The sequence below is a fragment of the Streptomyces sp. NPDC002499 genome (assembly GCF_053595415.1).
Genome location: NZ_JBSFXO010000016.1, coordinates 274520 through 296683, shown reverse-complemented (window position 1 = coordinate 296683; position 22164 = coordinate 274520). Strand labels below are relative to the sequence as shown.

Below are 22164 nucleotides of genomic sequence, written 5' to 3'. Positions count from 1 at the left end.
CGCTGCGAGTCGCCGGGTCAACGGCGGCTCCCCATACGGGAGATCGGGGGTGCACCTGTGCGCATCGGACTGCTTACGGAGGGTGGCTATCCGTATGTGAGCGGTGACGCCAGGCTCTGGTGCGACCGGCTCGTGCGCGGGCTCGGGCAGCACGAGTTCGACATCTACGCGCTCAGCCGCAGCGAGCGCCAGGAGGCCGAGGGCTGGGTCGAGTTGCCGCCCCAGGTCAGCCGGGTGCGGACGGCTCCGCTGTGGGGCGCGGAGGACGACGGGGTGAGCTACGGGCGCCGGGCGCGCCGACGGTTCGCCGAGTACTACGGCGAGTTGGCGGCCGCGCTGTGTGCGGGGGCCGGAGCGGGTGCGGGTGCGGGGAGTGTCGGGGGGCCTTCCGGTTCCTCGGGTTCCGCGGGCGACGCCTCTTCCGCGGGTGGCTCCTTCGATGCTTCCGGTTCCTCTCCCTCCGGTTCTTCCGAGGAGGCCTCCGCCACTCAGGCGGACCGTTTCGGCAGCGCTCTGTACGGGCTCGCCGAACTCGCCCGCGACGAGGGCGGACTGGTGGGCGCGCTGCGCTCCGAGGCCGCCGTGAGCGCCCTTGAGCGCGCCTGTCGTGCGCCCGGCGCCCTGCGCACGGCGCGTGAGGCGCGCGTACCCGATCTGCTCGCCGTGGCCGCGCAGTTGGAACGCGCCCTGCGCCCCCTCTCGCTCGACTGGTGCGAGGAGGACGGGCTCGGCTCGGTCGACCTGTGCCACGCGGCGTCCGGCGGCCCGGCCGCCCTGCCCGGGCTGCTCGCCCGCCACTTCTTCGGCGTACCCCTGCTGGTGACCGAGTACGGGGTGCGGCTGCGCACGCACTACCTGGCCGCCGCCGAGGCGCCCCCCGCCGTACGGTCCCTGCTCGCCGCCTTCCACGGCAGGCTCGCCGCCGAGATCTACGACCGGGCCACGATCGTCACGCCCGGCAACACGCACGCCCGCCGCTGGCAGGAGCGCTGCGGCGCCGACCGGGCCAAGCTCCGCACGGTCTACCCGGGCATGGACGCCACGCACTTCGCCGAGGTGGGGGAGTCCCCGGAGTGCGCGGACCCCGACACGCTGGTGTGGGTCGGGCGGGTCGAGCCCACCAAGGACCTGGTGTCGCTGCTGCACGCCTTCGCGGAGATCCGCAAGGAGGAGCCGAAGACCCGGCTGCGGATCGTCGGCACGCCGGCCGGCGAGGAGGGCGCGGCCTACCTGGGGCACTGCCGGGCGCTCGCCGCGCAGCTCTTCCCCGACGAGGCCGACGGGATGCACGCCGTCGGCGACAACCCCGTGTCCTTCGAGGAGATCGGCGGGCCGGAGGTGCCCTCGCCGGCCGACGCGTACGCCGCCGGTTCGGTGACCGTGCTGTCCAGCGTGGTCGAAGGCTTCCCGATCACTCTGGTCGAGGCCATGTTCTGCGGGCGGGCGACGGTGTCCACGGACGTCGGCGCGGTGGTGGAGGTCATCGGGGGCACGGGGCTCGTCGTACCGCCGCGCAACCCCCGGGCGCTCGCCGAGGCGTGCGTGACGCTGCTGCGCGACCCCGAGCGCCGTGCACGCCTGGGCGCCGCCGCCCGCGCGCGGGCGCTCGAACTGTTCACCGTCGAGCAGAACATCACGGCATTTCACGGCATTTACCTGGAGATCGTCTCGCAGACGCCGGTACGCCGGGTCGTCCTCGACGACACCGGGGAGCCGCTGCCGTTCGCCGCCCCCGCCGAGGCCCACGTACCGGGCCGCTGGACCGGCCCCGCCGCCCGCGTCGTCGCCCGCGGCGGACCCGGCTGGGCAGCGGGCGCCCCGGTTCGCGCGACGACGGCGACACCGGCCACGGCACCCGCCGCGACGCCTACCGCGACACCTGCTGCGGAGGGGGCCCGATGAGCGACTTGGGAGAACTGGACCGACCCGGCACGCCGACCAACCCCGGGGCGTGGGACGAACGGTCGGGGGAGTGGGTCGGCGGCGACGCGGATCCCAGCGACGGGGACGGGGGTGCGGCGCTTGGTGACGCGAGCGTGGGGCGTGGTGACGGGAGCGTGGGACAGGGGCGCACCGGCGCAGATGCTGCCGCAGCCTTTCCCGCAGCATCCGGCACCACAGCCGCCGCAGCCTCAACCTCGCCCACCGCACCGAGCTCCGAAGCCCCCGCCACCCGTCGCCGCGCCACCACCGCCGACCCTGTCAAAGCGCTGATGCACCGTCACCGTGACCTGTGCGAACGGGCCGTGGACCCGCTGGAGATCGCGGCAGGGCTGGAGGCGCACGGCGTCACCGATCGGACCGCGACGCGCTTCCGGCACCGGGACGTGTTCTCGCTCGCGGAGGAGATGTACGCCCGCGCCTCCCACGGCGAGGAGACGCGGCCGACCCCCGAGGCCCCCTCGGCCCCGGGCGCGCGCGCCGGCTGGGCCCTGCTCGCCCTCCTGCCGGGTGCGTTGTGCGCGGCGACGGTGATCGGCCTGCCCTTCACCCACGGTCGGCCGCGCCTGATCGTGGCCGTCGTCGGCGTTCTCGCCGTGGCTCTCGGCCTGCGCGCGGCGCTCGCCCGCGGCCCGCTGGGCATGCCCGACCGCACGTCTTCGGGACCTGCCCCGCACACCCCCGGCACCGGCCTGTGGGCGTGCTGGCTCGTCGCCTACGCCCTGTTCGGCGACGGGCTCCTGAGCGCGGCCGTCGGCGGCGGCCCCGACAGCCTGCCCACCGGCGCGGCCGACGGCCCCTGGCCCGTCGCGACCGCCCCCGTCCTGGCACTCACCCTCGCTTGCGCCCCCGCCGCCTGGAGCGCTCACCTGTTCACCGCGCGCGCCCGGCGCAGACTGACGGCCAGCCGCGGCTTGGCGGACTTCGCCGCCTCCGTACGGCCGCTGCTGCTCGGCACGTTCGCCCTGTTCCTGTGCGCCCTGGCGGCCCTGCTCGCCGTGTGCGCCACCGCACTGGACCAGCCCGCGGCCTACGCCCAGGCCCTGACCCTCGGCGCCCTCCTGTTCCTCGCCCGCCTCCTCACCACGCACGGCTTCACCCATGCACCCGCGCTCGTCCTCACCGTCACGGCCACCGCCGAGGCGGCAGCCCTGGTCACGGTCTTCGCGGCCCGCCTTCCCGGCTGCGGTTTCCTCGCCACCCCCGTGGAAGCCCTCGTCGACGCCACGGGCCCGGGCAGCGTCCCGGCCCTGGCCTGCGCGGCGGCCGCCCTGACCCTGCTGGTCCACACGACCCGCACCCTCACCCGGGCCTCGGCCCACGCACCGGCCGACCGGCCGTGCTGATCCGGCACGCCCCGCCCACCGCCCACCGCGCCGCGGGCGCCCGACCCCGAGGCAACGGCACCACCCTCGCTGAAGGAGAACACCAAATGATCACCTCCCGACCCGAACCCTCGGCTCCGGGAGCCGTGCGATGAGAGTCCTGCTGATCGGAGCCAACGGCTACCTGGGCCGCTTCGTCGCCGACCGTCTGCTCGCCGACCCGGCCGTCCAGCTCACCGCACTCGGCCGCGGCGACGACGCCGACGTCCGCTTCGACCTCGCGTCCGGCAGCCCCGGCGCCCTCACCCGCTTCTTCGACGCGGTCCATCCCGGCGTGGTCGTCAACTGCGCCGGCGCCACCCGAGGCGGCGCCCGTGAACTCGCGCGGCACAACACCGTCGCCGTCGCCACCGTCTGCGAGGCCCTGCGCCGCAGCGGCTGCGGCGCCCGGCTGGTGCAGATCGGCTGCGGCGCCGAGTACGGCCCCAGCCAGCCCGGCTCCTCCACCGCCGAGGACGCCGTGCCCCGCCCCGGCGGTCCGTACGGCGTCAGCAAGCTCGCCGCCACCGAACTCGTCCTCGGCTCCGGCCTGGACGCGGTCGTGCTGCGGGTCTTCTCACCGGCCGGTCCGGGTACGCCCGCCGGCTCGCCGCTGGGGCGGCTCGCCGAGGCCATGCGGCGCGCCATGCAGTCCGGCGACGGCGAGCTGAAACTCGCCGGCCTCGGCGCCCAGCGCGACTTCGTCGACGTACGCGACGTGGCGCGCGCCGTGCACGCCGCCTCGCTCTCCGCCGCCCAGGGCGTCATCAACATCGGCTCGGGCCGCGCCGTCCGACTGCGCGACGCCGCCGCCACGCTCGCGCGGGTGGCCGGATACGGCGGCGCCCTCCACGAACTGGACGGCCCGCCCGGCCCCTTGATGCGGTCGGGCATCGGCCACCCCCGCACCGAGTCCGACCACGCCTCCCCGGTCGCGTACCCGTACCCGGACGGCTGCGGCAGCTGGCAGCAGGCCGATGTGCGCACCGCGCGCGACCGGCTCGGCTGGCGGCCCCGGATCAACCTCGAAGAGTCCCTGGCCGACATCTGGATGGAGGCGGCATGCCGTATCTGACCAGCACCAGGGCAGGCACCGCGAGCACCGACGTCCGCACCGGGCTCGGCATCCCGGGCTACGCCCACCCCCTGGTCGCTCCCACCGAGTGGGCCGAACTCACCCGCCCGGGCACGCCCCTGCACTGGGTCGTCCTCGACGTCGCCGACGGCCCCGGCGCCCGCCCCGACCCGCACTGCCTGGAGGCGGCCGGGCGGCTGCGCAACGCGGGCGTGCGGGTCCTCGGCAACCTCGACAGCGCTTACGGGGCCCGCACCTTCGGGGAGCTGATCTCCGACGCGCACCGCTACCGCGACTGGTACCGGGTCGACGGCTTCCTCGTGGACCGCTGCCCGACCGAGCGCGCCTCGCTCCCGGAGATCGGCCGCACCGTCGACACGCTCCGCTCGATCTGCGACGACGCTCATGTCGTCCTCGGCCACGGCACCCATCCGCACCCCGGGTACGTCGAGTGCGGGGACCAGTTGGTGACCTTCGCCGGGTCCTGGAGCGACTACCGGTGGTCGCAGGTGGCCGAGTGGACCGCGGACCATCCACCCGAGCGTTTCTGCCACTTCGTCCACGGCGTGCCCGGCCCGCACCTCGAAGAGGCGCTGCGCATCGCCCGCTGGCAGGGCGCGGCGACGATCTACTTCACCGACCGCACAGACAGAGGCGGACGCGCCGATCCCTGGGAGACCCTGCCCGGCTACTGGGACGACATCGTCTCGCGGGTCGGGACGGGTGTCTCGGAATGAAGATGGGCATGGCAGTGTTACAGGGAGAACAACCGTAGTGATTGACCGATCAACGGAGTCCCCGTGTCGCTGCCACCCCTGGTCGAGCCAGCTGCTGAGCTCACCGTAGACGAGGTCCGCAGGTACTCCCGCCACCTGATCATCCCGGACGTCGGGATGGACGGGCAGAAGCGGCTGAAGAACGCCAAGGTGCTGTGTGTGGGCGCCGGCGGCCTGGGCTCGCCGGCGCTGATGTACCTGGCCGCGGCGGGCGTGGGCACGCTCGGCGTCGTGGAGTTCGACGAGGTCGACGAGTCGAACCTGCAGCGTCAGATCATCCACAGCCAGGCCGACATCGGCCGCTCCAAGGCCGCGTCCGCGCGCGACTCCGTCCTCGGCATCAACCCGTACGTGAACGTCGTCCTCCACGAAGAGCGGCTCGAGGCCGAGAACGTGATGGACATCTTCAGCCAGTACGACCTGATCGTCGACGGCACGGACAACTTCGCGACCCGCTACCTGGTCAACGACGCCTGCGTGCTGCTGAACAAGCCGTACGTGTGGGGCTCGATCTACCGCTTCGACGGCCAGGCCTCGGTCTTCTGGTCCGAGCACGGTCCCTGCTACCGCTGCCTCTACCCGGAGCCCCCGCCCCCCGGCATGGTCCCCTCCTGCGCCGAGGGCGGCGTCCTGGGCGTGCTGTGCGCGTCCGTCGGCTCCATCCAGGTCACCGAGGCCATCAAGGTCCTCACCGGCATCGGTGAGCCCCTCGTCGGCCGCCTGATGATCTACGACGCCCTGGAGATGCAGTACCGCCAGGTCAAGGTCCGCAAGGACCCCAACTGCGCGGTCTGCGGCGACAACCCGACCGTCACCGAGCTCATCGACTACGAGGCCTTCTGCGGCGTCGTCTCCGAGGAGGCCCAGGAGGCGGCCGCCGGCTCGACGATCACTCCCAAGCAGCTCAAGGAGTGGATCGACGACGGCGAGAACATCGAGATCATCGACGTCCGCGAGATCAACGAGTACGAGATCGTCTCCATCCCGGGCGCCAAGCTGATCCCGAAGAACGAGTTCCTCATGGGCACCGCCCTGGAGACCCTCCCGCAGGACAAGAAGATCGTCCTGCACTGCAAGACGGGTGTCCGCAGTGCCGAGGTCCTCGCGGTCCTGAAGTCCGCGGGCTTCTCCGACGCCGTGCACGTCGGCGGCGGCGTGATCGGCTGGGTCAACCAGATCGAGCCGGACAAGCCGGTCTACTAGGCGAACAGCCTGGTGTACCAGGCGAAGGCCTTCTCGAAAGGGGCTCGGCACCGTGGGTGCCGGGCCCCTTTCCGTTGCCCCGACTCGGGCCAGGGCCGCGAGCGTGCGGGCCGCGAGTGAAGGCGCTACGAGGCGCAGACCTTGCCGTCCTTCGGGACCGTCCCCTTCAGCAGATACGCGTTCACCGTGGAGTCGACGCAGTCGCTCCCGCTCCCGTACGCACCGTGCCCCTCGCCCTTCCAGGTGAGCTCCACGCCGACGCCCTTGCCCAGCTCGTCGGCCATCTTCCGGGCGCCCTCGTACGGTGTCGCCGGGTCGCCGGTGTTGCCGACCACCAGGATCGGCGCCGCGCCGGGCGCACTCACCTCCGGGGTGTCGTACTGCCCGGCCACCGGCCAGTCGTGGCACCAGCCGGCCGTGTCCCAGCCGAGGAAGTCCCCGAACACGGGCGAGATCTTCTCGAACGTCGGCAGCAGCTTCTTCGTCTCCTCGGCGGTCGGCCGCTGCTTGTCGTCCAAGCACGATATGACCCGTTGGGAGTGGGTCGTCGTGCCGTAGTGCCCCGAGGTGTCACGTTCGTTGTAGCCGTCGGCGAGGTCCAACAGCTCCGAACCGTCGCCTTGTTCGGCCGCGTCGAGGGCGCTGGTCAGCGTCGGCCAGCCGGCCTTGCTGTAGAGCGGCAGGACGATGCCGGTGACGGCCAGCGTCTGGGTGAGCTCGCGCCCGGACGACGTCGACAGCGGCTTCGCGTCGAGCCGGTCGAGCAGGTCCGCGATCTTCCGGGTGCCCTGCTTCGGGTCCTGCCCGGTCGACTTGAGGTAGTCGTCGAGGGCGCGCTGGAAGCCTCTGGACTGGTTCTCCGCGTGGCCCACGGTGTCGGCGCTGGGGTCGACGACCGCGTCGAGGATCAGCCGTCCCACGTTCTTGGGGAACAAGTGGGCGTACACACCGCCCAGTTCGGTGCCGTACGAGATGCCGAAGTAGTGCATCTTCGCGTCGCCGAGGACCTGGCGCATCAGGTCCATGTCGCGCGCGGTGTCCGTCGTCGACACGTGCGCCAGCAGCTTGCCGGTGGCGTTCTTGCAGCCCTTGCCGAAGTCGAGGGCGTCCTGGAAGTACGCCTTCTCCTCGGCCGGGGTGTCCGGGGTGGCATCGATGTCCTCGGCGGCCTCGATCGCCTTGTCGCCGCGGCAGCGCACGCCCTCGCTGCGGTCGACCCCGCGCGGGTCCCAGCTCACCAGGTCGTACCGCTCCCGCAGGGAGGAGGCCGTGGCCGCGTACGACGGCAGGGTGGAGACACCGGAGCCGCCGGGACCGCCGAAGTTGAACAGGAGCGAGCCGATGGGCTTGTCGCCACGGGACTTGCCGCGGATCAGCGCGAGGCCGATCGTCTCGCCGTCCGGCTTCGACCAGTCCAGCGGCACCTTGAGCGTCGCGCACTGCCAGTCGCTGCCCGGCGCAGAGGAGTCGGCGGTGGCCTTGCAGCGTCCCCAGTCGAGCCGCTGCGCGGTCAGGGAGGCGGGCAGGACGGCGCTCGTACCGGCGGAGTCGGAGGAGTCGGCCGACGGCGTGGCCGCCGCGCCCGTGTCTCCGTCCCCCTTGCCGTCGTCGGACGACGAGCCGCCGCTACAACCCCCCACCAGCAGCGCGGCGGCGGCCCCCAGCGCCGCCCACCGTACGAGTCGCGCCATGTGCGTTCCCCCCTCACGAGCCGCCGGCACATCGGCCGGCCGACGGCGGTCAGGCCATAGTAGGCGGATCACGCCGAGCCTGCGGAGAGCTGTGAATAACCTCCTGACCTGCACGTTTTCCTGGAATTCGGGAGATGGTGGGCAAGGCCGGGTTCAGGAGCAGACGGTGCCCGCCGCCGGTACCTTCCCGTCCAGCAGATAGCCGTTCACCGCGTTCTGCACGCACTTGTTCTTGCTGTCGTAGGCGCCGTGCCCCTGGCCCTTGTACGTCAGCTCGACGCCGACGCCCTTGCCGAGGGCGTCCACCATCTTGCGCGCGCCCTCGTACGGCGTGGCCGGGTCGCCGGTGTTGCCGACGACGAGGATCGGCGCCGAGCCGGCCGCGCTCACGTCGGGATGGTCGGCCGCGCCCGCCACCGCCCAGTCGGTGCAACTGACCATGCCCCACGCCAGGAAGTCGCCGAACAGCGGCGATGCGGCCCGGAACTCCGGCAGCTTCTCCTGCACGAAGTCCGAGGTGTACCGGGGCTTGTCGTCGGCGCAGTTGATGGCGATGTTGGCCGCCGAGATATTGCTGTACTCGCCGTTCTCGCTGCGCCCGTTCATCGAGTCGGACAGCAGCATCAGGATCCTGCCGTCCCCGTCGTACGCCTGCTCCAGGCCCTCGGTCAGGTACTCCCAGAAGTCCTTCGAGTACAGCGACTGCGCGATGCCGTTGGTCGCGGCGGTCTGGGTCAGCTCGCGCGGGAGGATGCCCGGGATCGGCTTGCTGTCGAGGTCCTTGAGCAGCTTGGCGATGCGGTCCTTGACGTCCTGCGCGGTGTCGCCGACCGGGCAGTCCTCGACCTTCGACGTGCAGTCCTTCGCGAAGTTGTCGAGCGCGAGCTGGAAGCCCTCGGCTTGGCCGAGCGAGCCCTGTTCGGAGTTCTGCGTGGGGTCGACGACTCCGTCGAACACCGCGCGTCCCACGTTCTTGGGGAACAAGTGGGCGTAGACACCGCCGAGTTCGGTGCCGTAGGAGATGCCGAAGTAGTGCAGCTTGGTGTCGCCGAGCACCTGCCGCATCAGGTCCATGTCGCGGGCCGCGTCGGTGGTGCGCACCTGCGGCAGCACCTTCTTGGAGTTCTTCTCGCAGGCCGCGTTGAACTTCTTGGTGTTGTCCAGGAGCGCGGTGCGTTCGGCTGCGTCGTCGGGGGTCGCGTCCTGCTGGAAGTACGCGTCGAGCTGCTGGTCGTTCTCGCACTCCACGGGGGCGCTGCGGCCGACTCCGCGCGGGTCGAAGCTGACCAGGTCGTAGCGGGTGCGCAGCTTCGCGTAGTCCGCGCCGAAGGCGGGCAGCGTGGTGACGCCCGAGCCGCCGGGGCCACCGAAGTTGAAGACGAGCGAGCCGATGCGCTTGCTCTTGTCACCGCTGGTCTTCGCCCGGATCAGTGCCAGACCGATCGTGTCGCCCTTGGGTTTGTCCCAGTCGAGCGGTGCCTTCAGGGTGGCGCACTGCCACTCGTCGCCGCCCGCCAGTGGCGAAGGGGCACCGCCGCCACCCTCCGCCTGGGACGGCGCCGGGCAGTCCTTCCAGCCGAGCGTCTGGGCCGACAGATCCTCGTCCTTGGGGTCGTCGTTGCCGCAGCCCGTCAGTACGGACGACAGCAGCACGACGGAGGCGGTCAGGGCAACGGCCCGCAGGCGAGGAGGGTTCGGCATGGTCCCATCCTGCGGTCGCACGCGACGGAGCGCTCGGGGCACGGGCCGTACGAGGTACGGCGCCCACGCGTGCGTACTGCGGGGTGACGCCGAGTGCGTACGCGAGGCGATGACGACTGCGACGTACGCGCGCGTACGTCCTACAGGGAGCCCTTGCGCGAGAGGTGGTTGAAGGCCAGCCAGCCCGGCAGCACCGGCAGCCACAGCGTCAGCAGCCGGAACAGCAGCACGGAGGGGGCGGCGACCTCCTTGGGGAGGCCGACGGCGATCAGACCGACCGTCAGGGTGGCCTCGACGGCGCCCACACCGCCCGGAGTCGGGGCCGCCGAACCGAGCGCGTTGCCGGCGAGGAAGACGACGGCGACGCTCGCGATGCTGATCGAGGTCCCCTCCTGGCCGAACGCGCGGATCGAGGCGTCCAGGCACATCACGAAGCAGGCGGTCAGCAGCAGCATGCCGCCGATGCCGGTGATGAGCTTCTGCGGCCGCTGGAGCACGTCCAGCATGCGCGGCACGACACCCGCGAAGAGCGACCGCACGCGCGTGACGACGAATTTGCGCAGGAACGGCACCGAGGTGACCACCAGCACGAGCACCGCGACCGTCAGCAGACCCGCGATGACCGTCCGGGACGGCGACAGCGACGGCGTCTTCTCGGTACCGGTCAGATAGCCGAAGGACAGCAGCATCAGGATGTGGCAGCCGAGTCCGAACAGCTGCGAGGCGCCGACGCTCGCCACCGCGAGCCCCGGCCGCACCCCCGCGCGCTGCAGGAAGCGCGTGTTGAGGGCGACACCACCCACGGCGGCCGGCGCGACGATCTTCACGAACGAGCCGGCGACCTGCGCCCCCACGGTCCGCAGGAACGGCACCCGCTCGGGCACGAACCCCAGCAGCGCCATCGCCGCCGCGAAGTAGCTCGCCGCCGAGAACAGCACGGCCGCCGCGACCCAGCCCCACTCGGCGTTGGCCACGAGCGGCCCCAGCTCGATGTGGGTGAGCTGCGTCAGCAGGAAGTACGCGCCGATGGCACCGGCGATGAAACTCATCAGCGTGCGCGGCCGCACCCGCTCCAGGCGAGCGGGCTCCACCGGTGCCTGCGGCCTGATCCGCAGCACCTCGTGCCGGATCAGCGTGAGCAGGTCGTCCTCGCGCGCCTCCTCCAGCGCGTCGTCGATGGCTCGCTTCTCGGCCCGCTGCTCCGCGCGCGCGGCCTTCTTGTCGGGCTTTTCGAGTACGGGCGTGGTGTGGTCGTGCCCGGCCGCGGCGAGGCGGGCCTGCTTGTCCTGGTGGGACGCCTCCAGAACCGCCTCACGCTCGCGCTGGGCCCGCTCCCGGGCCAGCCTGCGCAGGGTCGCGCGTGAGGTCCTGCTGAGCGCGATGGGCTGCAGCATCGGCAGGCAGTCGGCGACCGCGTCCGGGCCGAGCACGCTCACCGCGGAGGCCACCGCGCGCTCGGCGCCCACCCGCAGACCGAGGGTCACCAGCAGCTGCGAGATGTCCATGCGCAGCAGCAGATCGCCGGCCGCGATCTCTCCGACGCGCAGGTCGGTGAGGATCACCGTGCCGGAACGATCCACCAGGATCGCGTCGCCCACCAGCCTGCGGTGCGCGATCCGCCGGGACTGCAGGGCCTGCACCTGGCGCCACGTGTCGCGCAGCAGCTCGTCGGTGATCTCCTCGTCCGACATCGAGTCCAGGGTGCGCCCGCCGGTGTGCTCGTAGATGAGCATGACGGCGTCGGGGCCCAGTTCGGAGGTCGCGATCAGCTTGGGCGCGTTGGCGCCGGCCGCGATGGCCGCGTACGCGAGCAGCGCCTCCTGCTCCAGGGCCTGGCGCAGCGACTGGAGGCTGCTGCGGGTGGCGAAGCCGCGCAGGGTCAGATTGCGCCACGCGCGGTAGAAGAAGCCCTGAGCCTGCTGCTCGCGGTCGACCACCGTCACGTCGAGGGGTGGACCGTCTTCGAGGGTGACGAAGTAGCGCCGGCCGCGGTCGCCGGTCTCGGAGGTCTCCGGCACCTCCTCGCGCGCGGCGCTCACCGGGCGGAAGCCCACGTGCCGCAGCCCGGCCATCAGCGTGCGCCCGGTGGGACGCACGTTGGGCGAGCCGACCGCGTACAGCGTCCCGTAGGCGACGGTCCAGCCGATCAGGACCGTCAGGATGATCGAGAACGGCGTCGTGTACCCGGTGACGAGCATCGAGAAGGCGTCCAGGCACAGCACGATCCACAGCACCGCGCGCCAGCGCGGCCGGCGCGACATGCCGACGGCCGTCATGTAGGCGATGACCGGCGCGAGATAGCCGTGCACCGGGTCCGTGAGGGCGTGGATGTCACCGGGGGAGGGCTGGGTGAGCGCCTCCTGGATGGAGCCGGGGGCGGCCTTGGCGACCCAGAGGTCGGTGGCCAGGGTCACACCGTGCGCGAGGACCGCCGCGAGCACGCCGTCGGCGATGCGCAGTCCGTCGCGTTTGATCAGGCGCTCGATCGCGAAGGCGACGGGCACCAGGAGGATCGCGATGCTGGAGGCCAGACCGGCGATCTTGATGAGCAGATCGGGCGCCTGCCCGGTGCCCTTGTTGATGTCCTGTTCGAGACCGGAGGTGGTGCCGTGGGCGAACGCGGCGATCGCGAGGAGTACGGCGACGGCCAGCACGCCCACCAGGAGGCGCATCAGGTCGGAGGGGCGGTGCACGCGCGCGGGGAGCAGCGGTTCGTCGCCCTCGACCTCTTCGCTGTGCACCTCGTCGGTGCAGTCGGCGTCCTCCTGGACGCCTCGATCGACGTCCTTGGCGGCCGTCTCGTCCGCGGTCGTGTTTTCGCCGTCGGCGGTGTCCGGGCGCGACGAAGCGTCAGAGGTGCTTTCCGCATCCTCCGGGTGCGCACCCTGTTGCTTCATCGTCTCTTCTTGATCTCGTATCACCGGTCACCGCCCGCATGATGGTGGCATGCCCCACCGACACACGGGGGCATCAGGGTGCAAATGCGGGGGCGCACAGTCTGCCCGATGCGCCGTCTGGGGGCGAGGGACACCCACCGTGGCGGGCTCGTCACATTGTCGGTGGCGTGGTGCAGGATGGGCCGGATGAGCGAGGAGAGCCTGCCGCGGGACATCCACCCCGAGCCCCCGGACGCGCTGCCGGAGTACGCCGAGCGCGTCCTGGAGGTCACCGAACTGATTCCGCCCGGGCGTGTCATGACGTACGGAGACGTGGCCGAGTGGCTGGAGGAGGGCGGCCCCCGGCAGGTCGGCCGGGTGATGGCCCTCTACGGGAGTGCCGTTCCGTGGTGGCGCGTCATGCGCGCGGACGGCGTCCTGCTGCCGGGCCACGAACTGGAGGCCCTCGGCCACTACCGGTCCGAGGGCACGCCTCTCAAAGAGGCGAGCAGGGCCGCGGAGGGCCATCTGCCGCGCGTCGACATGAGGCGGGCGCGGTGGGACGGCGGCGAGCGCGCGGACGGTCACACCTGACAGCTTCCGGCATACGGCGCCCCCGGGTGCGCCGCGTGATCCGTACGGGGGAACGGGGGCACGTCCGTGGCATGACGTACGTTCGTGGAGCAGGGGGCGCACGTGACCCGCGTGCCGTGAGCGTCTTGTGGGAAGAAGCGGAAGCGCTGCTTCCAGGGAATCCGTCGGCGTAGCGTCGGCTGCACGCGTCCCGCTCACCCCGCGATCACCGCCCTGCACGCGCGGTGGCCCGACAACCAGCACAACCACCAGGACCGGCGAACCACGTGAGCTCCTCTTCCTCCACCAGGCGCCTGGCGCACCCCCAGGTGCGTCAGGGGGACCGTGGCGCTTACCGACTGGTACGAACCCCACCGGACCGACCGGCTCCCCCTCGTCTGGACGCGCCACAGCGCGCGGTGGTTGACCACCGGGCCGGACCACTGCTGGTCCTCGCCGGACCGGGCACCGGAAAGACGACCACGCTCGTCGAGTCGGTGGCCGCCCGGATCGACCGGGGCGCCGACCCCGGACGCATCCTGGTGCTGACGTTCAGCCGCAAGGCGGCCGTCGAACTGCGCGACCGCATGGCGGCCCGCACCGGAGCCGCCCGCGCCCCCCAGGCGACCACCTTCCACTCGTTCTGCTACTCCCTGGTCCGCGCCCACCAGGACGCCGATCTGTTCGTGGAGCCGCTGCGGCTGCTCTCCGGTCCCGAACAGGACGTCGCCGTACGCGAACTTCTCGCCGGGCAGCCCGACCTGGAAGGGCTGGGCCTCGCGCACGTGCGCTGGCCCGACGAACTGCGCGCCTGTCTGACCACCCGCGGGTTCGCCGACGAGGTCCGCGCGGTCCTCGCCCGCAGCCGCGAACTCGGCTTGGACGCGGGCGCTCTGGACGCCTTCGCCCGCCGCATCGGCCGCCCCGACTGGCGCGCCGCCGCCGCCTTCCTCGCCGAGTACCTCGACGTGCTCGACCTCCAGGGCGTGCTCGACTACGCGGAACTGGTCCACCGCGCGGTGCTCCTCGCCCGCCAACCCGAGGTCGCCGCACAACTGGCCGCGCGCTACGACACCGTCCTGGTGGACGAGTACCAGGACACCGATCCCGCGCAGGTACGGCTGATGCACGCCCTGGCAGGCGGCGGCCGCACCCTCGTCGCCTTCGGCGACCCCGACCAGTCGATCTACGCGTTCCGGGGCGCCGACGTGAACGGCATCCTGGAGTTCCCGGACGCCTTCCCGCGCGCGGACGGCCGCCCGGCGCCCGTCGAGGTCCTGCGCACCTCCCGCCGCTCCGGCGCCGGCCTGCTCACCGCGACCCGGCTGCTCACCCAGCGCCTGCCGCTGACCCGGCTCCCGGCGGAGAAGGTCCGCGCCCACCGCGAACTCGCCCCGGTCCGGGACGGCGGCCGCGTCGAGGTGTACACGTATCCGACGCCCGGTACGGAGCTCGACAACATCGCCGACATCCTGCGCCGGGCCCACCTGGAGGACGGCGTTCCCTGGGGCGAGATGGCCGTCCTGGTGCGCGCCGGGTCCCGCACGATCCCGACGGTCCGCCGCGCGCTCACCGCGGCCGGCGTGCCCCTGGACATCGACGGCGACGACCTGGCCCTGCGCCACGAACCGGCGGTGGCGCCTTTGCTGACGGCCCTTCGGGCGGTGGCGACGGCGGAGGCGGCGGGTCCCGAAGGGGGCGCGGAGACGACGGGTTCCGAGGCGGGCGCCGATACGACGGACCCCGAGGAGGGCGCGGATGCGGAGGCACCCGTGCGCTCGGACGGGGACGCCGATGCCGTACGCGCCTCGGAAGCCGATGACGTACGTGTCGCGGTGGACGCCTCCGAGGATGCCTCCGACGGGCCGCAACAGCCTCCCGAAGAGCCGCCGTCGGACACCTCCTGGCTCGACACCGAGACCGCCCTCTCCCTGCTCGCCTCCCCCCTCGCCGGCATGGACGCCGCCGACCTGCGCCGCCTCGGGCGGGCTCTGCGCGACGAGGAGCGGGCCGCCGGCAACGCGCTGCCGCCGCCGTCGGACGTCCTGCTCGCGCGGGCGCTCGCCGAGCCCGAGCGCCTGGTCGCGCACGACCCCGCGTACGCCCGGGGTGCCCAACGCCTCGGCGCGCTGCTGCGCAAGGCCCGTGAGCGACTGGCGGGCGGCGGCAGCGCCGAGGAGGCGCTGTGGGACCTGTGGGAGGGCACTCCGTGGCCGGCGCGTCTGGAGCGGTCCGCGCGGCGCGGTGGCGCGGCCGGGCGCAACGCCGACCGTGACCTCGACGCCGTGTGCGCGCTGTTCGCGACCGCCGCCCGCGCGGAGGAGCGCAGCGGTGGCCGGGGCACCCTCAACTTCCTCGCGGAGATCGACGCCGAGGACATCGCCGCCGACACCCTCACGCGGCGTGCCGTACGCCCCGACGCCGTACGCCTGATGACGGCGCACCGCTCCAAGGGCCTCCAGTGGAGCCTGGTCGTCGTCGCGGGCGTCCAGGAGGGCCTGTGGCCCGACCTGCGCCGCCGCGGCTCCCTTCTGGAGGCCGACCGCATCGGTCGCGACGGACTCGCCGAACCGCTCACCCCGGGCGCCCTGCTCGCCGAGGAACGCCGCCTCTTCTACGTCGCCGCCACGCGCGCGCGTGAGCGACTCGTCGTCACCGCCGTGAAGGCACCCGCCGACGACGGCGACCAGCCCTCCCGCTTCCTCACCGAACTCGGCGTCGAGCCCAAGGACGTCACCGGCCGCCCGCGCCGCCCCCTGTCCGTCGCCGCGCTCGTCGCCGAACTGCGCGCCACGACGGTCGACCCGCGCGTCTCGGACACCCTCAGGGAGGCCGCCGCCCACCGGCTGGCCCGCCTCGCCGCGCTCGCCGACGACGACGGCCGCCCACTCGTCCCGTCGGCCCACCCCTACCGCTGGTGGGGCATGTACGAGCCGACCGAGAGCAAGGTGCCGCTGCGCGACCGCGACCACCCCGTCGTGCTCTCCGGAAGCGCCCTCGACCAACTCGCCAACACCTGCGCCCTGCAGTGGTTCCTGGGCCGCGAGGTGAAGGCCGACGCACCCGCCACCGTCGCCCAGGGCTTCGGCAACGTCGTGCACGTCCTCGCCGACGAGGTCGCCTCCGGACACACCCCGGCCGACCTCGCCGTCCTCATGGAGCGCCTCGACTCCGTGTGGAACGCGCTCGCCTTCGACGCGCCCTGGAAGTCGGCGCAGGAGAAGGAGAACGCGCGCGTGGCGCTCGAACGCTTCCTGAAGTGGCACGTCATGGACCGCACCGGGCGCACGCCCGTGGCCAGCGAGCACGACTTCGACGTCACCATCGGAGCGGGCGACTACGAGGTGCGCATCCGCGGCCAGATGGACCGCGTCGAGGCGGACGGCGAGGGCCGTGCGTACGTCGTCGACTTCAAGACCGGCAAACAGGCCGTCAGCAAGGCCGAGGTCGTCCACCATCCGCAGCTCGCCGTCTACCAGCTCGCCGTCCGCGAGGGAGCGGTCGACGAGGCCTTCGACGGCGTACGGCCCGAGCCGGGCGGGGCCGAACTCGTGCAGCTGCGCCAGGGCGCCGCCCAGCGCGACGGCGGCGAGACCCTGCCCAAGGTGCAGGCGCAGGAGCCGCTGGAGGGGGAGTGGGTCGGCGACCTGCTCGCCACCGCGGCCGGCAAGGTCCTCGACGAACGGTTCACCCCGACCGCCGGACAGCACTGCTCGCACTGCGCGTTCCGGGCGTCGTGCAGCGCGCAGCCCGAGGGGCGGCACGTGGTGGAGTGAGCGCGCAGCCCGAGGGGGCCTTGGTGGAGTGAACGCGCCGGTGTGACCCGTCGCACCACACGTGCTGACCAGCATCTCTCCCGGCCCGAGGGGCGATTCGTCCGCCACTGTCAGTGCGCGCCGCTAGCCTCTCCGACATGCCCGCCCGTATCACCGATCCCGATCAGCTCAAGGAGCTCCTCGGCATCCCCTTCACCCCGGAGCAGACGGCCTGCATCGTCGCGCCGCCCGCCCCGCAGGTGATCGTGGCCGGAGCCGGGTCCGGCAAGACGACGGTGATGGCGGCCCGCGTGGTGTGGCTGGTCGGCACCGGTCAGGTCGCGCCCGAGCAGGTTCTCGGGCTCACGTTCACCAACAAGGCTGCGGGCGAACTCGCCGAGCGCGTCCGCAAGGCGCTCATCAAGGCGGGCGTCACCGACCCCGACGTCATCGACCCGGACAACCCGCCCGGCGAGCCGGTGATCTCGACGTATCACGCCTTCGCCGGCCGTCTCCTGACCGACCACGGCCTGCGCATAGGGCTGGAGCCGACCTCCCGTCTGCTCGCCGACGCCACCCGCTTCCAGCTCGCCGCGCGCGTGCTGCGCGAGGCGCCGGGCCCCTACCCGGCGCTCACCCGCTCCTTCGCCGACCTGGTCAGCGACCTGCTCGCGCTCGACGCCGAACTCGCCGAACACCTCGTACGACCCGAGGCCCTGCGCGCGTACGACGCCGGGCTGCTGCGGTCCCTGGAGAGCGTCAAGCTCACCAACGCCGACCTGCGCAAGGTCCCCGAGGCGGCCGCCGCGCGCCGTGAACTCGCCGACCTGGTGGTCCGTTACCGGGCTGCCAAACGCGAGCGCGACCTGCTCGACTTCGGCGACCAGATCGCCCTGTCCGCGCGGCTCGCGGGGATCCCCGAGGTGGGCCGGATCATGCGCGAGGAGTTCCGCGTGGTCCTCCTCGACGAGTACCAGGACACCTCGGTGGCCCAACGCATCCTGCTGGCGGGGCTGTTCGGCGGCGGCACCGGCCACCCGGTGACCGCGGTCGGCGACCCCTGCCAGGCGATCTACGGCTGGCGCGGCGCCTCGGTCGCCAACCTGGACGACTTCCCCGAGCACTTCGCGCACCCCGACGGCCGCCTCGCCACCCGCCAGTCGCTCAGCGAGAACCGCCGCAGCGGCGGCCGCCTCCTCGACCTGGCCAACGGCCTCGCCGAGCCCCTGCGCGCCATGCACGCGGGCGTGGAGGCCCTCCGCCCGGCCCCCGGCGCCGAACGCGACGGGACAGTGCGCTGCGCGCTGCTGCCCACCCACGCCGAGGAGATGGACTGGCTCGCCGACTCGATCGCCCACCTCGTCCGCACCGGCAAGGCGCCCGGCGAGATCGCCGTCCTGTGCCGCACCGCGACCGACTTCGCGCAGATCCAGGGCGCGCTCGTCGCCCGGGACGTGCCCGTCGAGGTGGTCGGCCTGTCCGGGCTGCTGCACCTGCCCGAGATCGCCGACCTCGTCGCCGTCTGCGAAGTGCTCCAGGACCCCGGCGCCAACGCCTCCCTGGTCCGCCTGCTCACCGGCCCCCGCTGGCGCATCGGCCCGCGCGACCTCGCCCTCCTGGGGCGCCGCGCCCGGTTCCTCGTCGCGCACGCACGCGTGGACGCCGGCGACGACCGGGACCGCCGGCTCGCCGAGGCCGTCGAGGGGGTCGACCCGTCCGAGGTGATATCGCTGGCGGACGCCCTGGACACCTTCCTGGAGATGCCGCTCGATGCCGAGCGGGACGACGACGGGCTGCCCTTCTCGCCGGACGCGCGCGTGCGCTTCGCCCGCCTCGCCGCCGAACTGCGCGACCTGCGCCGCTCGCTGGCCGACCCGCTGATGGACGTCCTGCACCGGGTCCTCGCCGTCACCGGCCTGGAGGTGGAGCTGTCGGCGTCCCCGCACGCGCTGGCCGCGCGCCGCCGCGAGACCCTCTCCAACTTCCTCGACGTGGCCGCCTCGTTCGCAGCGGGCGACGGCGAGGCCACCCTGCTCGCCTTCCTTGCCTTCCTGCGCACCGCCGCCCAGTACGAGAAGGGCCTCGACAACGCCCTGCCCGGCGGCGAGAACACCGTCAAGGTGCTCACCGCGCACAAGTCCAAGGGCCTGGAGTGGGACGTCGTTGCCGTCCCGGGCCTGGTCGCCGACAGCTTCCCCAGCGCCCGGGGCCGCGAGAAGTGGACCGCTCAGGGAAAGGCGCTCCCGCACGAACTGCGCGGCGACGCCGACACCCTGCCCGACATCGACTCCTGGACCTCCCGGGGCCTGAAGGACTTCCAGGAGTCCATGAAGGAGCACCAGCACACCGAGGAACTCCGGCTCGGCTACGTCACCTTCACCCGCCCTCGCTCCCTGCTCCTCGGCTCCGGCCACTGGTGGGGCCCCAGCCAGAAGAAGCCGCGCGGACCCTCCGAGTTCCTCCAGGACCTCTACGAGCACTGCGCGGCCGGCTTCGGCGAGATCGAGGCCTGGGCCGACGAGCCCGCCGAGGACGAGGAGAACCCGGCCCTGCATCAGGAGGGCGCCGACCAGGTGTGGCCCCTGCCCCTGGACGACGCCTCCCTCGCCCGCCGCCGCGCCGCCGCCGAGACCGTCCTCGCCCACCTGGAGGACCTCGCCTCCCACGAGGACGGCCATCCGGCGGCCACCCACGACCCCGACGACCACGGCGACCCGGACTGGCCGCCACCACCGGACGACGACCCGTACGAGGGCTACGAGGGACCGCCCGACCCGGACGGGGAGGAGTACGGCGCCGAGGACGAGGTCCCCTTCCTCGAAGAGGAGCCGACCGACTGGGACGCCCTGTCCCCGGACCGCCCGGCCGTCCCCCACCAGGCGACCGCCCCGGACCGCCGCCAGGCCGCGGCCCCTAACCGCGCCGAGCACGCGCGCGTACCTACGGAGCACACCCCCGTCAGCCCGGAGCGCTCGCGTGCCACCCCTCGCCGCCCCCGCCTCACCCCCGAAGAGGCCCGCGCCATCGCCTCCTGGGACCGTGACCTCGACGCCTTGACCGGCGAACTCCTGCGTGCCCGTGAGGCCGTCACCGACGTCACCCTGCCCGCGTCGCTCACCGCGTCCCAGGTCTTGCGCCTGGCCGCCGACCCGGACGGATTCGCACGGGAACTCGCGCGCCCCATGCCGCGCCCCCCACAACCCGCCGCACGCCGAGGCACCCGGTTCCACGCATGGGTGGAGGCCCGCTTCGAGGCGTTGACGCTGCCCATGCTGGAACCGGACGACCTGCCCGGCAGCGAGGCCGAGATCGCCGACGAGCGCGACCTGGAGGCCCTCAAGGACGCCTTCGAACGCACCGAGTACGCCCACCGCACGCCCTACCGCGTGGAGGCCCCCTTCCAGCTGGCCATCGCCGGCCGGGTGGTTCGCGGCCGCATCGACGCCGTCTACAAAGAGGGCGACGGCGACGCGGCGACGTACGAGATCGTCGACTGGAAGACCAACCGCACCCGCACCGCCGACCCCCTCCAGCTCGCCCTGTACCGGCTGGCCTGGGCCGAGCAGCGGGGCGTACCGCTGGAGTCTGTCGGCGCCGCGTTCCTGTACGTGCGCGGCGGCGACGTCGTACGTCCCGAGGGGTTGCCGGACCGGGCCGCCCTGGAACGGCTGCTGCTGGAGGAGCCGGACGGGCAAGCAAACTGTGAGGAACCGCCCACCGAGGATGTCAGCGCGGGCCGATAGGCTCGTGACCATGAGCCAGACCCCGGACAGCGCCGTCCGTACGTACATCGAGCAGCACAGCGCCGCCTTCCTCGACGAACTCGCCGAGTGGCTGCGCATCCCGTCGGTCTCGGCCCAGCCCGACCACGCGCCCGATGTCCGCAAGAGCGCCGACTGGCTCGCCGCCAAGCTCAAGGAGACCGGCTTCCCGACCACCGAGGTCTGGCAGACGCCGGGCGCCCCCGCCGTCTTCGCCGAGTGGCCCTCCGACCTCCCCGAGGCACCCACGGTCCTCGTCTACGGCCATCACGACGTGCAGCCCGCCGCCCGCGAGGACGGCTGGGACAGCGAGCCCTTCGAGCCCGTCGTCCGGGACAACCGCCTCTACGCGCGCGGGGCGGCCGACGACAAGGGCCAGGTGTACTTCCACGCGCTCGGCGTCCGCGCCCACCTCGCCGCCACCGGCCGCACCGCCCCCGCCGTCCACCTCAAGCTCCTGATCGAGGGCGAGGAGGAGTCCGGCTCCCCGCACTTCCGCGCCCTCGTCGAGGAGCACGCGGACCGGCTCGCCGCCGACGCCGTGATCGTGTCCGACACCGGCATGTGGTCCGAGGACACCCCCACGGTGTGCACCGGCATGCGCGGCCTCGCCGAGTGCGAGATCCAGCTGCACGGACCCGACCAGGACATCCACTCCGGCTCCTTCGGCGGTGCCGTGCCCAACCCGGCCACCGCCGTGGCCCGCCTGGTCGCCGCCCTCCACGACGAGCACGCACGCGTGGCGATCCCCGGCTTCTACGACGGCATCGTCGAGCTCACCGACCGCGAGCGCGAACTCTTCGCCGAGCTGCCCTTCGACGAGACGGAGTGGCTGCGCACCGCCAAGTCGCACGCCACCCACGGCGAGGCCGGCCACACCACCCTGGAGCGCGTCTGGGCCCGCCCCACCGCCGAGGTCAACGGCATCGGAGGCGGCTACCAGGGCCCCGGAAGCAAGACGATCATCCCTTCCTCGGCCATGGTGAAGCTCTCCTTCCGCCTGGTCGCGGGACAGGACCCCGACCACGTCGAGAAGGCCGTCCGTGCCTGGGTCGCCGCGCACCTGCCCACCGGCATCCGGCACGACATCGTCTTCGGCGCCGCCACGCGCCCGTGCCTGACACCGCTGGACCACCCCGCCCTCCAGTCCGTCGCCCGCGCGATGGGCCGCGCCTTCGAGAAACCCGTCCGCTTCACCCGTGAGGGCGGCTCCGGACCGGCCGCCGACCTCCAGGAAGTCCTCGGCGTGCCCGTGCTCTTCCTGGGCATCTCCGTCCCCTCCGACGGCTGGCACGCACCGAACGAGAAGGTCGAGCTCGACCTGCTCCTCAAGGGCGTCGAAACAGCCGCGTACCTGTGGGGCGATCTCGCGGAGACCTGGCGCCGTGCGCCCTGACCACCGCGCACCGTCCGGACTCACAGCATGCGAGGGGCACACTGGAAGAACC

At 72.8% G+C, this 22164-nt stretch carries 12 protein-coding genes; 9 read left to right on the top strand and 3 right to left on the bottom strand.

Annotated elements, in window-relative coordinates; genetic code table 11:
- Window positions 1–96: 96 nt before the first annotated feature.
- The 5 genes from ACWD5F_RS40100 (at window position 97) to moeZ (ending at window position 6359) form a co-directional block, all read left to right on the top strand.
- Window positions 97–1902, top strand: coding sequence for a glycosyltransferase (locus tag ACWD5F_RS40100; RefSeq protein ID WP_451261142.1), 1806 nt, complete (start codon window positions 97–99; stop codon window positions 1900–1902).
- Window positions 1899–3287, top strand: coding sequence for a hypothetical protein (locus ACWD5F_RS40095; RefSeq protein WP_451261141.1), 1389 nt, complete (start codon window positions 1899–1901; stop codon window positions 3285–3287). Before ACWD5F_RS40100 ends, ACWD5F_RS40095 begins: the two co-directional genes overlap by 4 nt.
- A gap of 130 nt (window positions 3288–3417) precedes the next feature.
- Window positions 3418–4380, top strand: coding sequence for an NAD-dependent epimerase/dehydratase family protein (locus tag ACWD5F_RS40090; RefSeq protein ID WP_451261140.1), 963 nt, complete (start codon window positions 3418–3420; stop codon window positions 4378–4380).
- Complete coding sequence (locus tag ACWD5F_RS40085; RefSeq protein ID WP_401713115.1) at window positions 4368–5117, top strand: spherulation-specific family 4 protein; 750 nt, start codon at window positions 4368–4370, stop codon at window positions 5115–5117. The genes ACWD5F_RS40090 and ACWD5F_RS40085 overlap by 13 nt, the downstream gene beginning before the upstream one ends.
- A 63-nt stretch (window positions 5118–5180) precedes the next feature.
- Entirely contained in the window at window positions 5181–6359 is a 1179-nt protein-coding gene (moeZ, locus tag ACWD5F_RS40080; RefSeq protein ID WP_451261139.1) for an adenylyltransferase/sulfurtransferase MoeZ, read from the top strand.
- Window positions 6360–6484: 125 nt separating this feature from the next.
- On the opposite strand, the gene ACWD5F_RS40075 is transcribed toward moeZ, so the two are convergent.
- The 3 genes from ACWD5F_RS40075 to ACWD5F_RS40065 all read right to left on the bottom strand — a co-directional run bounded on the left by ACWD5F_RS40075 (window position 6485) and on the right by ACWD5F_RS40065 (window position 12648).
- Window positions 6485–8050 carry an alpha/beta hydrolase gene (locus tag ACWD5F_RS40075; RefSeq protein ID WP_451261138.1) on the bottom strand — a complete coding sequence of 522 codons (1566 nt, stop codon included), beginning with the start codon at window positions 8048–8050 and terminating at the stop codon, window positions 6485–6487.
- A 153-nt stretch (window positions 8051–8203) separates the two neighbouring features.
- Window positions 8204–9751: an alpha/beta hydrolase gene (locus ACWD5F_RS40070; RefSeq protein WP_451261137.1), complete on the bottom strand. Its 1548-nt coding sequence runs from the start codon at window positions 9749–9751 to the stop codon at window positions 8204–8206.
- A gap of 140 nt (window positions 9752–9891) precedes the next feature.
- On the bottom strand, window positions 9892–12648 hold the full coding sequence (locus tag ACWD5F_RS40065) for a lysylphosphatidylglycerol synthase domain-containing protein (protein ID WP_451261136.1): 2757 nt from the start codon (window positions 12646–12648) through the stop codon (window positions 9892–9894).
- Window positions 12649–12834: 186 nt separating this feature from the next.
- Between ACWD5F_RS40065 and ACWD5F_RS40060 the strand changes: the two genes are divergently transcribed.
- The 4 genes from ACWD5F_RS40060 (at window position 12835) to ACWD5F_RS40045 (ending at window position 22112) form a co-directional block, all read left to right on the top strand.
- The gene (locus ACWD5F_RS40060; RefSeq protein ID WP_451261135.1) at window positions 12835–13221 is read left to right on the top strand and encodes an MGMT family protein; all 387 of its coding nucleotides are present in this window, start codon (window positions 12835–12837) and stop codon (window positions 13219–13221) included.
- A 266-nt stretch (window positions 13222–13487) separates the two neighbouring features.
- The gene (locus ACWD5F_RS40055; protein ID WP_451261134.1) at window positions 13488–16976 is read left to right on the top strand and encodes an ATP-dependent helicase; all 3489 of its coding nucleotides are present in this window, start codon (window positions 13488–13490) and stop codon (window positions 16974–16976) included.
- Between the two features lie 137 nt (window positions 16977–17113).
- Window positions 17114–20698 carry a UvrD-helicase domain-containing protein gene (locus ACWD5F_RS40050; protein WP_451261133.1) on the top strand — a complete coding sequence of 1195 codons (3585 nt, stop codon included), beginning with the start codon at window positions 17114–17116 and terminating at the stop codon, window positions 20696–20698.
- A gap of 10 nt (window positions 20699–20708) precedes the next feature.
- Window positions 20709–22112 (top strand): dipeptidase, encoded by a 1404-nt coding sequence (locus ACWD5F_RS40045; protein WP_451261132.1) that lies wholly within the window; start codon window positions 20709–20711, stop codon window positions 22110–22112.
- Window positions 22113–22164: the final 52 nt, after the last annotated feature.

Excerpts from the sequence above, each read along its gene's own strand:
- ACWD5F_RS40095 (WP_451261141.1), top strand. The coding sequence starts at position 1,899 with ATGAGCGACTTGGGAGAACTGGACCGACCCGGCACGCCGACCAACCCC.
- ACWD5F_RS40090 (WP_451261140.1), top strand. The coding sequence starts at position 3,418 with ATGAGAGTCCTGCTGATCGGAGCCAACGGCTACCTGGGCCGCTTCGTC.
- ACWD5F_RS40085 (WP_401713115.1), top strand. The coding sequence starts at position 4,368 with ATGCCGTATCTGACCAGCACCAGGGCAGGCACCGCGAGCACCGACGTC.
- ACWD5F_RS40075 (WP_451261138.1), bottom strand. The coding sequence starts at position 8,050 with ATGGCGCGACTCGTACGGTGGGCGGCGCTGGGGGCCGCCGCCGCGCTG.
- ACWD5F_RS40070 (WP_451261137.1), bottom strand. The coding sequence starts at position 9,751 with ATGCCGAACCCTCCTCGCCTGCGGGCCGTTGCCCTGACCGCCTCCGTC.
- ACWD5F_RS40065 (WP_451261136.1), bottom strand. The coding sequence starts at position 12,648 with ATGAAGCAACAGGGTGCGCACCCGGAGGATGCGGAAAGCACCTCTGAC.
- ACWD5F_RS40060 (WP_451261135.1), top strand. The coding sequence starts at position 12,835 with ATGAGCGAGGAGAGCCTGCCGCGGGACATCCACCCCGAGCCCCCGGAC.
- ACWD5F_RS40050 (WP_451261133.1), top strand. The coding sequence starts at position 17,114 with ATGCCCGCCCGTATCACCGATCCCGATCAGCTCAAGGAGCTCCTCGGC.
- ACWD5F_RS40045 (WP_451261132.1), top strand. The coding sequence starts at position 20,709 with ATGAGCCAGACCCCGGACAGCGCCGTCCGTACGTACATCGAGCAGCAC.